Origin of the sequence: Arthrobacter sp. ISL-48, from assembly GCF_018613805.1 — a bacterium.
In the GTDB taxonomy this organism is placed as follows: domain Bacteria; phylum Actinomycetota; class Actinomycetes; order Actinomycetales; family Micrococcaceae; genus Arthrobacter.
This window is the reverse complement of record NZ_JAGGPL010000013.1, coordinates 220,986-234,850: the sequence shown is the minus strand read 5'-3', so window position 1 is coordinate 234,850 and position 13,865 is coordinate 220,986. Positions and strand designations below refer to the sequence as shown.

Sequence of the window (13,865 nt, the reverse complement as noted above, 5' to 3'; positions counted from 1 at the left end):
CGTGGTGGATGCCCGGAGTGCCGGTTTAGGCTTTCGCTATGTCGACGCCGCCTGCGGCCTCGCCGGTGGGGGACCGGTCCCTGCACCCGGATGTGGCCTCCACCCCTGACCAGGTACAACTGCGTGTTGAGGCCAATCCATGAGCGGCTATTTGGCTGAATCCACGCTTCAGGATGCCGACGGCGGGAAGCAGCTTCTGCTTGAATCTGCCCTGGGCGCCACACCTCAGGGAATCGTGGATAATCCCAGCTTTTTCCGCGGATTCGCGGCACGGCCGGATGTGGTGGCGAACGCTCTGCTGGCCGTAGCGGACGTCGCCGCGTCGAGATATTTTGACGTAGCTTTCCGGCTCAGCGACGTCCTCGATCCGGTCATGACCGCCAGTGGAGACCGGCTGCGGTGCGAGTCGTTCTCTGCCTGCAACGGCGTTCACGCGCGGCTGGATCTGTTGGCAGCAGGCCTCGATGGTGGTGAGATCGGCTTCGGCACAACCAACGTGGACATCAATAGCCCGCTCCGCTCCGCGCTCGCCAACGTACACCGCAACGAGACGCTTCATTTGTCCGTCGGCCGGGACGAGTTGTTGATTTCGACGCCGGCGGCGAGCCATGTGGAACGGAAAGTCGAACTTCCCGACCGTTGGGTCCGGGGCTTCGCCGAGACCCCGGGCCTGGCCGCGGCAATGTCTCACCTTGCCACGATCAGTGGATCCGCTGTCGGCCAGTTCCTTGCCGCACTCCCAGCAGCGCAGCCGGGCCGGACCGTATTCCTCCTGCCATCGGGCAGAGGACTCCGGGAGGTGACGACGCCGAAGCCGTCGACGGTTACCTTAGCGGGTACCGGGCGGGTAGCTTCCGCCAAGAGAGTGGCACGGTTTGCGACGCACCTGGATATTTTCAAGCACCACAGTGGGGCCAGCGGCTGGGTCTTCAGGCTGCCCGGAGCCGACTTCACCCTGCTGCTTTCGCCTGCTCCCTGGAGGGGTTTCTCCGGAGAGGGCGGGATCCTTGAGTCGCTCGCTGTTCCCGGCGCGGACGATGCCGGCGCCGCCGTTCTGGAGTTCCTTGGCTGGCAGCCCGTCATTTCAACTGCCGTGCTACAAGCTAGGACAGGTCTTGCTGCCCACCGGATCACGCACGGACTCGCCCATTTGGGGGCATCCGGCAAAGTGGGATTCGACCTGCTCGAAGGTGCCTATTTCCACCGCGAGCTGCCGCTAGATTCGGAACGCACCGTCAAGGACTACCCGAGGCTTGCGGCTGCACGCCGCATCGTGGCCACCGGGGGCTTGACCCGGCAGGACACCTACTGGGAAGTGCCCTCCGGCGTTGGCACATACGTCCACAAAATCTGGGAGGCTGAAGGATCCTACCAGTGCACGTGTCCCTGGTGGCATGAGCACCGCGGATCGCGGGGACCCTGCAAACACGTCTTGGCCGTGCAGTTGCTCAGGCTAAGCAACGCCTCGGACCCGGAGGGAGGCGCAGCGTGACCAGCCCTGAAGAACGCGGCGATCCGCATATGGTGCAGGAAATCCGGCGGCTGCTAACGGTCGGCGACCGGCCTGCCCTGTTTGAGTACATCAGGGCCGTCCCTCCGGACGAGCTCTCGGAGGCCAGGACATGGTTCACGAAAGGCGGCCAGTCGCTGTTGCGTGACGACGCCGACTGGCGCACTAATGTTCATACGGATCACGTCCTCTTGCCTTTCCGCGCAACTGTCCGGGACCTCGTCACCGTGTCTATAAATCCTCCAGGCAAAGCTGCCGGCCTCCTGCTCTGGCGGCGCCTGGCATCGAGCCGAAGCGTCGAGGTCATGCTGATCGTCGACATCCTGGTGTCGAAGGGCGAGGACTGGTGCCGCAGCTTCGTGGCGGCTTCAATCAACAAGAACGCAAAGGCGGGCGGAGAAACAGCTGCCGCGCTTATCCGTCATTGCCTGCCGATCATTCTGCATTTCAACCTTCCCACCAATGATTTGATTGCCTATCCCCGGCTGTGGGCACTCTATTACCGGGAGCTCATGCGGGGACGGATCCACGAAGTCTGGGACGATGAAACTGCTGCGAAGTACGAATACCCGAGCTGGGGAGGGCTGCAGTTCCGCATCGATCCTTCAGGCCGTTCCGAAGTTCTTCCCAGAATGCAGAAACACCTGGTGGAACTGTTTGACCTCGACGCCACTGCGCCCGAAGCCCTGATGCGTTGCTTTGGCATTCCGGATGCGCTGGCCCCGTTGAAGGGCGCAGGCGTGGGAGCCGCCGTCTGTGAATACATCCAGCGGGGGACAGTCAGTCGGGCCTATATCCTCGAGCTGGCCGCTACTGCACTGTCCCGCTGCGATGGATCTCCGAACCAGCGTGTTCTGGCCGAGGTTCTGGCGGCTTTGAAACTTGAACCAGTCGAAGCGGGCAAGATCATTCCGCTGCTGATCTCAACCGTCGCGACGGCACCCGGATTCCTGTCGTTCATGGCCCTGGAGCTCCTGCTTGCGACAACTCTTACTGGCGGGGACCTTCAGGACGTCAGCGTCGCAGTGTTCGGCAGGAGCGAGAAGAAACCGCAGAACCGGCTGGTGCGGCACCTTAAGTCGCTACGGGCGGGCGCTGGGTACAACAAAGATATCCTAGCGGCCTGTTGGGAGGCTGCTTGGGAATCCTCGGATCTGGGAATCCGTACCCTGGCGGAGTCAATACTGGGTGTATCGGCGGACGCAATGGCGAAGGAACAAACTTCGGGGGTTTCGCTGTGGGGCACCGGGACCAGGCTGCCGGAAGTTCCTGTGTACGTGGCGTTCGACGTTGATACTGAGAAGCCGCTACCGCTGTGGAACAGGAACGGCGCGTACACCTTGGCAGAGGAGCAGTACCTCGACCGCTTCCTACGCTCCGTCTACCACGCGCCCCACGAGGTCCGGGATTGGTACGCGCGGCGACATTCAATCCGGAGCGGGGATCTGCCCAGGCCGCTGCCGCGGGTCTCGGACCATTGGGCTCACCCCGATCCGGAAACAGTGCTGACCATGTGGGCGTCAGGGGAGCATGATCGTAGTGCCCACCGCTTCCTGACGGCGCGTGTCCAGGCTTCCAGGTCAGGGCCATTCAGCTGGCCAGACGCTTTCTGCCGCCTAAACGCTCTCGCGGTTATCCGCGTTTTTCGCTACAGCGAGTTGACTGTCCAAGCCGGGCTGGTTCCCTACTCACTGGCCACTCCCAGCCGCTCCGACTTCAGGGTGGAATTGGATCGGCTTGTCTCTATGCTCCAGCTGTTTGCCCGCGAAGGCTGGCAATACGGGGAAACGGACTTTTTCCAGGCACTCCTGAGGCTGGGGCCGCTGGACAAGCGGTCAGCATCGGATATACCTGAGCTTCCTGTCACTCCGCTGGGCGGCTCAGCCGATCCCGAACGCCTGGCCGGGCGGATCCTGCGTGACTGGGTCGGCGGGGGCGGCTTCGCCCCTTCGCGCGAGAATGAAGCACTCGTCCTGCCTATTTCGCTGGAACGTTTTCCGTCCATCCCCCGGGAGTTGATCACGAAGGACATGTGGTCGGACAGCAGGGACTGGCAGTGGAACCATTGGCCCGCAGCATCGACGGTTGTGCCCTTCTGGCCGGACCTGGGCGCCACATGGTCCCGGCAGAGGTCCTTTTACGATGACTTGGTCAGCCGGCGTCACGGTCACATGACGGGCGCAACCGCCGGAGGCATTGGCCTGCAAACCCAGGAATGGCTGCTCGGAAAGCTCGTCGCCAACAATCCGGAGCACCGGGAAGACGCCGTTGACACCATGCTGGAGCTCTGCAGACGGCGCCTGCTGAACGCCGAAAACCTTAGAACGGCCGTCGAACGCCGGTTGAATGCAGGTCGGCTTGAGCTGGGTCGCCTCACCCGGGGCCTTGCCCTGGTGGCCTACGAAGGCCATCTTGACACTGTCTGGCCGGCAATAACCACGTCAGTACGGGTTGCAGCCGACCTTCACCGGCTTCCTGCCGGCACTCCGGAGTTGCTCGCTACGTGCACCGAACTATGGGCAGCCGTTCCCGGCGAGCAGAGGACAGCGGCCAACGTGCCGGAAGATTTCATCGGGGCCGTGTTGAGGCTGGCCGCAGCCAAAACGGCCACGAAAACTTCACTTGAGGCGAAGAGGCTGGCGACTCACATGGGGCTCGACGTTTAGTCGCTTCTCCCTGCATCCCGTGTTTTCCCCAGAAACACCGCCGCGGCTCCGGCCAGCAGGCTAAGGACCAGAAGGATCCAACCTGCAACGGTGAGCGTGGAAGCGAGTGCCACCTGGCCGGCGTCGGGCGTTTCAGAAGCCAGCACCCCGTCAACGGCAACGTTGCCCCACAGCCGGACCACAACAAACAGCAGCGGGACCGCCCAGAGGAGCCAGCGAAGCTGCTTCCGGGCGACGTTCGTGCCGATCAGCAGCAGCCACGTGAAGCCGAAGATGAGCGGGAAAAGGGTGCCAGCGGTCTTGTGGACGTAGTTGAGCTGGCCACGGGCGGCGTCGTCCATGACGCCGTGCAGTTGGCCGATGTAGGCGGTGCCGAAGCCGCCCAGCAGGGAGTCGGGCATGGCGAGTCCGCCGGTGAGCTGAGTGAGCTGGTTCAGTGTCAGCAGGTGGACGTACCAGAACAGGAACAGGCTGGCCACCACTCCGGCGATGAGGATCAGGTTGCTGTTGTTCTGGGCCTTTTGCGGCGAGCGGGCGGTAGTGGGATTGATCACCGGCGGAAGGTGGTGCTGCGGAACAGCCGCCTTGGAGCCGTGCTTCTTGATCCGCTGCGCTGGGGTTTTGGCCATGGCCCCATTATCCCGCCCCATAAACTGAAGCCATGACCATTGGCCGGCACAGCGCAATTGAACTCGACCCCTCATTGGACGACTACCAGCTGGCGTCCGCACTTGTCCGTGAAGCCGGCCAGCTGGCGCTCCTGATGCGGATGGCGGGGCTGCAGTCGCAGCAGAAAACCTCCGTCTCGGATATCGTCACGGCGGCGGACCACGCAGCGGAGGCGTACGTGCTGGAGCAGCTGCAGCGCTGCCGGCCGAAAGACGGCATCCTCGGGGAGGAGGGCGCGTCGGTCCAAGGGAGCAGCGGCAGGACATGGGTCATCGATCCCGTGGACGGCACTTACAACTTCCTGCACGGCTCCACCTATTGGTGCTCCGCGATAGCGCTCAAGGACTCCTCGGATGTGCTGCTCGGTGCGATCTTCCAGCCAGAGGAGGACAAACTCTGGCTGGGTGGCGGATCCCGCCCGGCAACGCTTAACGGCCAAGCACTCACCGTCTTCCAGGAGAACAACGGCGCGCGCAACAGCACCGATGTCGCCCAGCTTGGGGCCGCCACCTATATCCATCCCAGCTGGCTGGCCGATCCGCTCTGCGCCATGCCGTGGCACGCGGCCGCAACTTCGGCGGCGGCGCTGCGGATGCTTGGCTCCGGCTCCTGCGACCTGGGCCGGGTGGCAGACGGGCAGCTGGGCTGCTGGTTCCAGCACAGCTGCCCGGAATGGGACTGGCTGCCCGGCAAGGCAATCGTCCGCGCTGCCGGTGGCGCCACTGACACCGTCCGGGTTAACGGCTTGGAGTGGTTCATGGCAGGAGGCACGACGGCGGTGCGCCAGTTACGTGCCGCACTTGAGTCCGGTTCGGTGGCCTGAGCCAAGGCGCGGGCGAGTAATCCACAGGCTGGAAGTGAGTGTCGGCCCCACCGCCTAGACTTGTAGGCACCATGGATATGTTGTTTGACCCGTACTCTGACGGACCGTTCAAGGCCGCTCCCGCAGCCGCAGCCCTCACTAAGTCCCGCGGGGAGGGCCTCACCGCTGACGCCGCTTTCGGTGGCGGCGGGTCCCGGCGCGGCGCGGAAAATCCCGGCGGCGTTGCGAACAACCGGCAGGCAGGCAGCCAGGGATCAGCGGCCCAGGGTGCCGAGGGCGGCAGCCATGAAGGCCATCACCGGCCAGACGCCGCTCAACTGCTGCAGGGGCTCAATCCTCAGCAGGAGGAGGCCGTTAAGCATTCAGGCAGCGCTCTACTCATTGTGGCCGGCGCCGGGTCAGGGAAAACCAGGGTCCTCAGCAACAGGATCGCCTACCTGATCGCCACCCGCCGCGCCCATCATGGCGAGATCCTGGCCATCACCTTCACCAACAAGGCTGCCGCGGAAATGCGGGAGCGCATCGAGGCGCTGGTGGGCGGACGCGCCAAGATCATGTGGATCTCCACGTTCCACTCTTCCTGTGTGCGCATCCTTCGGCAGGAGGCCGCCAACGTCGGCCTGAAGTCCAACTTCTCCATCTACGACTCCGCTGACTCCCTGCGACTCGTCACACAGGTATCCAAGAGCCTGGACCTGGATCCGAAGAAGTTCCCGCCCAAGGCCATCCAGCACAAGATCTCCGCGCTAAAGAACGAGTTGATCGACGCCGACTCCTACGCGTCCGCCGCCAACCACAACGATCCGTTTGAACAGGCGGTGGCGGAGGTCTTCAAGGGCTACACCCAGCGGCTGCGACAGGCCAATGCCATGGACTTCGATGACCTCATCGCCGAGACCGTCTATATGTTCCGCGCGTTCCCGGCGCTCGCCGATTCCTACCGCCGCAGGTTCCGCCACGTCCTGGTGGATGAATATCAGGACACCAACCACGCCCAGTACGCGCTGGTGCGCGAAATTGTGGGCGAGGGGCCAGGAGCTGCCGAGCTCACGGTGGTGGGCGATTCCGACCAGTCCATCTACGCCTTCCGTGGCGCCGATATCCGCAACATCGTGGAATTCGAGAACGACTACCCGGACGCCCGCACCATCAAGCTGGAGCAAAACTACCGCTCCACCCAGAACATCCTGAGCGCGGCCAACTCGGTGATCTCCCGCAACCCCAACCGGCCCGAAAAAAGGCTGTGGACGGCAGAGGGCGACGGCCACAAGATCATCGGCTACGTGGGCGAAAACGAACACGACGAAGCACAGTTCATCGCCAAGGAAATAGACCGGCTCCAGGACGAGGACAACCTCCGCCCCGGGGACGTTGCCATCTTCTACCGCACCAACGCGCAGTCCCGTTCCATTGAGGACGTGCTGGTCCGCGTTGGCCTGCCTTACAAAGTGGTGGGCGGCACCCGCTTTTATGAGCGGAAGGAAATCAAGGACGCCCTCGCCTACCTCCGCGTCCTGGTCAACCCCGACGACGACGTGAACCTGCGCCGCGTGCTGAATGAACCCAAGCGCGGCATCGGAGACCGGGCCGAAGGGGCCGTGGCCGCGCTGGCCCAGCGGGAACGCATGTCCTTCATGGCTGCGGCCCGGCGCGCCGAGGAAGCCCCGGGCATGGCCACCCGCTCCGTCAATGCCGTCGTGGGGTTCGTGAAGCTCCTCGATGACTTGGCAGAAGTCGCGTCCGGTTCCGGCGCCGCCGCTGCCCTTGAAGCAGTCCTGGAACAGACGGGGTACCTCGCCGGGCTGCGTTCCAGTAACGATCCCCAGGACGAGTCCCGCGTGGAGAACCTGGCCGAACTCGTCGCCGTCGTCCGTGAATACGAACAGGAGAATCCGGAAGGGTCACTCGGCGCCTTCCTGGAGCAGGTGTCCCTCGTGGCGGATGCCGACCAGATTCCTGATGCCCCGGGGGCTGACATCGACGCCGCGGTGGCTGAAGCCAAGCGGCTGGGCGTGGTCACGCTGATGACCCTCCACACCGCCAAGGGACTGGAATTCCCTGTCGTGTTCCTGACAGGAATGGAACACGGGCTCTTCCCGCACCAGCGCTCCGCCACCGACCCCAAGGAACTTGCCGAGGAACGCCGGCTCGCCTATGTGGGCCTGACCCGTGCCCGCAAGCGGCTTTATGTCACGCGCTCCGAGGTCCGCAACATGTGGGGCCAGAGCCAGTACAACCCCGCCAGCCAGTTCCTGGAAGAGATTCCCTCAGAACTGGTGGAATGGAAACGTGAAGGCACCAGCCGGCAGTCCGGAGGCTGGGGGAGCGGCGCGTCCATCGGCTCGAGCAGGTATGGCGGTTCCTTCTGGGGCGCAGGCACCGCCAGGGGAGCGGGTGCCGATTCCAGCGCAGGGTTCAACGCCGACGTCCCGGCCGCTATTGCGAAGAACCGGGTACAGCCGCAAAAGGAAGTGGTTGCCGTCAGCGTGGGGGACAAGGTCAACCACACCAGCTTCGGTAACGGCACGGTTCTGGCCCTGGAAGGCGCCGGGGATAAGACCGTGGCCAAGGTGAAGTTCGATGTCGGGGAGAAGCGGCTCCTGCTGCGGTACGCGCCGTTGACCAAACTGGACGCTTAGCCGAACTGCACGGCATCTGGCAGTGCAGCGGCCGGTCCCTTGCCGGTAGGGTCTGGCCGGACTAGGGTTCAGGAACCTTTCCCTGCACGCCGGGGACCGTGCGGGGCAAGTGGGAGCGGAACCATGAAGATCCTTTTCGCCAGCCAGGCCATTGACGGCCACTTCAATCCGATGACGGGCGTTGCGGTACGGCTCAAGGAACGGGGCCACGACGTCGCCTGGTACACGGGCCCCGTTTTCACGCAAAAGCTGCAGGACCTCGGCATTCCGCTCTTCCCCTTCCGGAGGGCCGTCGAGCACCGGGCGGACAACCTGAACGAGCTGTACCCGGAACGAGCCAAACTCAAGGGCCCCAGAGCCATCGGGTTCGACGGCGAAAAGATCTTTGCCAGCAACCTCAGCAGTTTCTTTGAGGACATCCGGGAGTTGTATGAAGACTTTCCGTTCGACGTCGTGGTAGCAGACAGCTCCATGTTCGTTCACCGGCTGGTTTCCCACCTGATGGGCAAACCGTTGGTGAACTTTGTGGCGATTCCCAACATGGAAAGCGACCCCCTGGTACCGCCGCTGTTTTTCGGATTCAAACCGCCCCGGAATCCCGTGGCAAAAGCCGTGCAGGCTGCCGCGGGACTTCTGTCGGACAAGGTCATTCTTAGGCCTGCCAACCGGAGCTACCGCAGGCAACACGCGGCGTACGGTCAGGAGGTGCCACGCAGGGGGCGCCTGACGGACGAGCCCTACCGCTGTTCGGAAGCCATCATCCAGACAGGCTTGGAATCGTTCGATTTTCCCCGCCAGCATGTGAACCCGAAAGTGCACTACGTCGGGGCCCTCCTGCCGTACCGGGCCCCTGCGGCGGCCGTCCGTGCAGCCAACGCAGACGATGACTGGGCGGCCTATCCCACCACCCTTCTGGTGACGCAGGGAACCGTGGACAACGTGGACCAGAACAAGCTCATCGTCCCTGCCTTGGAGGCAGTGAAGGATATGGATGCCCTGGTGATCGTTGCGACCGGCGGCCGGGGCACCGAGGCACTCAAGGCGCGCTATCCCCAGCCCAATATCGTCGTCAGGGATTATGTCGACTTCGCCAAGGTTTTAGAGTTCACCGATGCAGTTATCAGCAACGGAGGTTTTGGCGGCGTACTGCTCAGCCTGTCCAAGGGTGTTCCCCTGGTTGTCTCCGGCATCAATGAGGGCAAGAGCGACGTTAACGCCCGGGTTGAATATTCCGGCGTCGGCATCAACTTGGGGACGGAGTCACCCAGGCCAGCGGACATTGCGAAGGCAGTCACCGAGATCCTGGCAAATCCGGGCTGGAAAAACCGGGCGCGGCAGATGCGTGAGCAGTTTGATTCGATGGATCCTGCTCAGGCCGCCGCCGTCGTCGTCGAAAGTGCGGGGAGCCCCTCGGGGAGCACAGCCGGCGGCTGACACGGACTGGCATGACGCATAATGGAGGCCATGCGACGGACTGTAGTGGGGATCCTGGCCGCCCTCTTTCTGCTGACTGCCACGGCGTGCAGCATCACTACTGTGGATCGGGGGTACGTGCCGCCGCCACCGTTAGCTCCACTGGATCAGCTGGAACAGGCGGCCCTGGTGGACCCTGCCGGCTATTCTGCGGGCGAGGGCGTTCTGTCCTTCATAACGGAGGACCACAATGTGGCCTGTTCCCTCACCTCAGCACGCGGGGAGCACCTCAACCTCCCCTACGAGGCGAACAGCTTCAGCGACCCTGCCAACAACAAGTTGGCCACCGTTCCGGTTGCCCACTGCGAACTCGCCGCCTACGCCAAACCCTCGGCAGATGATGTCAAGGACGACTGCGCAGGCACCAGCTTGGGCTACCTGGGTGGAACGGCCCTGCTCACCCCGGACACGGTGCGCTACGGCGACTGCCGTTCCGGCGTCACACAAATGGAAGCAGCGTACGGACCCAAGGGAAGCAAAAGCGGGCCCCTCACCCAGTTGCCGGTGCTGGCAGACGGGCAGAACATTGAACGCAACGGCCTGCGCTGCTCGGCATACAACGGCGGGGTGGCATGCGGAAACGTGTCTGCGGGCGTCGCCTTTTTTGTTGCCAGGGACCGCTACGAACTTATTTTCAAGGCACCGGAGAGGCCTTCCCCAGCATCGGATGCGCCCTCAAAAACCCCGTGATTCCGCGGTTTTTCTACACTTCATAGAATAGTGTCGTTACTCACATAAGCGGTACTCTGGGACGGGCCGGTCCCCAGAAAGGACTAGAGTTCCGAAAGGAGCATTGCGCCGCGTGGCTCGTTTCCAACAGTCGCAGCGCTTGCAATCCGCAGCCCGGTCATCGTCTTCGATGGTGTCCGACTGTACAGAAACTACTTCGACGTAGAAGGACACTAAACCGTGGACCTGTTTGAATACCAGGCGCGCGATATGTTCGAGGCGCACGGTGTACCCGTGCTTGCTGGCATCGTGGCGTACACCCCAGAAGAAGCAAAAGCAGCAGCCGAGAAGATCGGCGGCGTAACTGTCGTTAAGGCCCAGGTTAAGGCCGGTGGCCGCGGTAAGGCTGGCGGCGTGAAAGTTGCCAAGACCGCCGACGAGGCACTTGAGCACTCCAGCAACATCCTGGGCATGGACATCAAGGGCCACACCGTGAACAAGGTGATGATCGCCCAGGGCGCCGACATCGCCGAAGAATACTACTTCTCGGTCCTGCTGGACCGGGCCAACCGCAACTACCTGGCCATGTGCTCGGTTGAAGGCGGCATGGAAATCGAGCAGCTCGCCGTCGAACGTCCGGAAGCGCTGGCCAAGATCGCCATCGACCCGGCCGTCGGCATCGACCAGGCCAAGGCTGACGAAATCGTTGCAGCCGCAGGCTTCGCAGAGGAACTGCGCGGCAAAGTCGCCGCCGTAATCCTCAAGCTGTGGGATGTCTTCAAGAAGGAAGACGCCACCCTGGTGGAGGTCAACCCGCTGGTCAAGACCGGCGCCGGCGACATCGTAGCCCTCGACGGCAAAGTCTCTCTGGACGAGAACGCCGACTTCCGCCACCCAAAGCACGCACACCTTGAAGACAAGGATGCCGCTGACCCGCTCGAGGCCAAGGCCAAGGCGCAGGACCTGAACTACGTCAAGCTGGACGGCGAAGTGGGCATCATCGGTAATGGTGCAGGCCTGGTCATGTCCACGCTGGACGTTGTCGCTTACGCCGGCGAAAACCACGGCAACGTCAAGCCCGCCAACTTCCTGGACATCGGCGGTGGAGCTTCCGCCGAGGTCATGGCAGCAGGCCTCGACGTCATCCTGGGCGACGAGCAGGTCAAATCCGTGTTCGTGAACGTCTTCGGTGGCATCACCGCGTGTGACGCCGTCGCCAAGGGCATCGTTGGTGCGCTGGCCGAGCTGGGCCACTCCGCCAACAAACCGCTGGTAGTCCGCCTCGACGGCAACAACGTTGAGGAAGGCCGCCGCATCCTGGCCGAGGCCAACCACCCGCTGGTTACCCTGGCCGCCACCATGGACGAGGGCGCCGACAAGGCCGCCGAGCTCGCCAACGCAGCGAAGTAAGGGACGCACCATGTCTATCTATCTGAACAAGGACTCTAAGGTCATCGTCCAGGGCATCACCGGCGGCGAAGGCACCAAGCACACCGCCCTGATGCTGAAGTCCGGCACCAACATTGTTGGCGGCGTCAACGCCCGCAAGGCCGGCACCACGGTCCTGCATGGCGACAACGAGATTACGGTTTTCGGCACCGTCAAGGAAGCCATGGCGGAAACCGGCGCTGACGTCTCCATCGTCTTCGTACCGCCGGCCTTCACCAAGGACGCCGTCGTTGAAGCCATCGAGGCCGGCATCGGCCTGGTCGTTGTCATCACCGAGGGCGTGCCGGTACAGGATTCTGCCGAATTCTGGGCCCTGGCACAGTCCAAGGTTGACGCCGACGGCAACCAGGTCACCCGCATCATCGGCCCGAACTGCCCCGGCATCATCACCCCCGGCGAGGCACTGGTCGGCATCACGCCGAACAACATCACGGGCAAGGGCCCCATCGGCCTGGTTTCCAAGTCGGGCACCCTGACCTACCAGATGATGTACGAACTTCGCGACCTCGGCTTCTCCACCGCCATCGGCATCGGCGGCGACCCCGTCATCGGCACCACCCACATCGACGCCCTGGCCGCGTTCGAGGCGGACCCCGAGACCAAGGCGATCGTGATGATCGGCGAAATCGGTGGCGACGCCGAAGAGCGTGCGGCTGACTTCATCAAGGCCAACGTCACCAAGCCGGTTGTCGGCTACGTGGCAGGCTTCACCGCTCCCGAAGGCAAGACCATGGGCCACGCCGGCGCCATCGTCTCCGGTTCCGCTGGAACCGCACAGGCCAAGAAGGAAGCCCTTGAGGCTGCAGGCGTGAAGGTCGGCAAGACGCCGTCCGAGACTGCCCGGCTGCTGCGCGAAGTCTACGCAGCCCTTTAGGTTTCGAAGCAACGCAGCACTAAGAGCAACGCGGGTTCACTTACCGCCCATTCCAGACGCTGGGATGGACGCGGAGTGAACCCGCGTTGCTGTTTAAGTACGACGACGGACGGTACCTTTCCCAGGAAAGGTGCCGTCCGTCGTCGTACTTCGGGCTCTAGACCTTGGCGCCGCTGAGCAGCTCGTCCAGCCGCTCGTAGCCTTCGGTCATGCCGCCTTCCATCCCGGACTGTGCCATGCCGTCCCGGGCTTCCTGCGTGGGATAAGCGGAGTGTCCACGAATGCGGCTCCGCCCATTGCCGAGGTCCTCAAAGGTGAGGAACTCCATGCTGACAACGTCCGGGTAGCCGCCGAATTCGAAGGTCTGGACGGCGAACTCGTTTTCACGAACGGTGTGGAAGACGCCGCTGAACTCGTAGGCGACGCCGTCGGGCCCGGTGTGGACGTAGCTGTAGCTGCCACCGGTGCGGAAATCGTACTGGTTGATTTCCATTTTCAGTCCCCGCGGGCCGAGCCACTGGACGATCAGGTCCGGGTCCTTATGTGCACGGAACACGTCCGCGACCGGGAAGTCGAACTCCCGCTCGTAGTCGATGAAGGGGAGTCCCTCGGGGACGGTGAGTTTCAGTTCGTTGCTCATGATGGGTCCTTTGCCTGGGTGCCGCTTGCGGCGGCGCTGGATTGGAGCACGGCATCGAGGCTGCGGAACTGCTCCTCACGGACCAACCGGTACTGGTCGATCCATGCGGTGAGCGCCTCCAGCCGTGCGGGGTTCAGATGGACGGGCCGGCGCTGCGCGTCACGCGTGCGCGTGACCAGTTGCGCCTGCTCGAGGACCTGGATGTGCTTTGAGACCGCCTGTTTGGTGATCGCAAAGGGTTCCGCTAGTTCGTTCACGGTGGCCGGACCCCTGCTGAGCCGGGCGATAATGCTGCGGCGCACTGGATCAGCCAAGGCCATAAAGGCCGAGTCCAGGGAGTTGTCGTCCGCGTTCATCGTGTGTCAGGCCTCTTTCAAATGGAAATCAATGAACTCATTGATCAACCTGTTGATTGTTTAAGGCTACACCTGACGTCCGGATTCAGGAAGGGGT

11 protein-coding genes are annotated in these 13,865 nt (G+C 63.2%); 8 read left to right on the top strand and 3 right to left on the bottom strand.

Going from position 1 to position 13,865, the window contains the following annotated elements; all coding sequences use genetic code 11:
- Positions 1-139 precede the first annotated feature (139 nt).
- Positions 140-1,492, top strand: coding sequence for an SWIM zinc finger family protein (locus tag J7E83_RS13480; RefSeq protein WP_214962867.1), 1,353 nt, complete (start codon positions 140-142; stop codon positions 1,490-1,492).
- Positions 1,489-4,176 (top strand): hypothetical protein, encoded by a 2,688-nt coding sequence (locus tag J7E83_RS13475; protein WP_214962864.1) that lies wholly within the window; start codon positions 1,489-1,491, stop codon positions 4,174-4,176. Before J7E83_RS13480 ends, J7E83_RS13475 begins: the two co-directional genes overlap by 4 nt.
- Here J7E83_RS13475 and J7E83_RS13470 read toward each other — a convergent pair.
- On the bottom strand, positions 4,173-4,805 hold the full coding sequence (locus J7E83_RS13470; protein WP_214962862.1) for a hypothetical protein: 633 nt from the start codon (positions 4,803-4,805) through the stop codon (positions 4,173-4,175). The genes J7E83_RS13475 and J7E83_RS13470 overlap by 4 nt on opposite strands.
- 32 nt (positions 4,806-4,837) lie before the next feature.
- Here J7E83_RS13470 and J7E83_RS13465 point away from each other — a divergent pair, with 32 nt between their 5' ends.
- The 6 genes from J7E83_RS13465 (at position 4,838) to sucD (ending at position 12,772) form a co-directional block, all read left to right on the top strand.
- Complete coding sequence (locus J7E83_RS13465) at positions 4,838-5,668, top strand: inositol monophosphatase family protein (RefSeq protein WP_214962861.1); 831 nt, start codon at positions 4,838-4,840, stop codon at positions 5,666-5,668.
- A gap of 77 nt (positions 5,669-5,745) precedes the next feature.
- Positions 5,746-8,307 carry a DNA helicase PcrA gene (pcrA, locus tag J7E83_RS13460; protein WP_396020547.1) on the top strand — a complete coding sequence of 854 codons (2,562 nt, stop codon included), beginning with the start codon at positions 5,746-5,748 and terminating at the stop codon, positions 8,305-8,307.
- Positions 8,308-8,430: 123 nt separating this feature from the next.
- Positions 8,431-9,741: a glycosyltransferase gene (locus tag J7E83_RS13455; RefSeq protein WP_214962857.1), complete on the top strand. Its 1,311-nt coding sequence runs from the start codon at positions 8,431-8,433 to the stop codon at positions 9,739-9,741.
- Positions 9,742-9,762: 21 nt separating this feature from the next.
- The gene (locus tag J7E83_RS13450; protein WP_214962855.1) at positions 9,763-10,470 is read left to right on the top strand and encodes a hypothetical protein; all 708 of its coding nucleotides are present in this window, start codon (positions 9,763-9,765) and stop codon (positions 10,468-10,470) included.
- A gap of 219 nt (positions 10,471-10,689) precedes the next feature.
- Positions 10,690-11,859, top strand: a complete 1,170-nt coding sequence (gene sucC / locus J7E83_RS13445) for an ADP-forming succinate--CoA ligase subunit beta (protein WP_214962853.1) — start codon at positions 10,690-10,692, stop codon at positions 11,857-11,859.
- Between the two features lie 10 nt (positions 11,860-11,869).
- Positions 11,870-12,772, top strand: a complete 903-nt coding sequence (gene sucD, locus J7E83_RS13440) for a succinate--CoA ligase subunit alpha (RefSeq protein ID WP_214962851.1) — start codon at positions 11,870-11,872, stop codon at positions 12,770-12,772.
- A 157-nt stretch (positions 12,773-12,929) separates the two neighbouring features.
- Here the strand turns inward: sucD and J7E83_RS13435 are convergent, their stop codons facing one another.
- Complete coding sequence (locus J7E83_RS13435) at positions 12,930-13,412, bottom strand: SRPBCC family protein (RefSeq protein WP_214962848.1); 483 nt, start codon at positions 13,410-13,412, stop codon at positions 12,930-12,932.
- Positions 13,409-13,768, bottom strand: a complete 360-nt coding sequence (locus J7E83_RS13430; RefSeq protein WP_214962840.1) for a helix-turn-helix transcriptional regulator — start codon at positions 13,766-13,768, stop codon at positions 13,409-13,411. Before J7E83_RS13430 ends, J7E83_RS13435 begins: the two co-directional genes overlap by 4 nt.
- Positions 13,769-13,865: the final 97 nt, after the last annotated feature.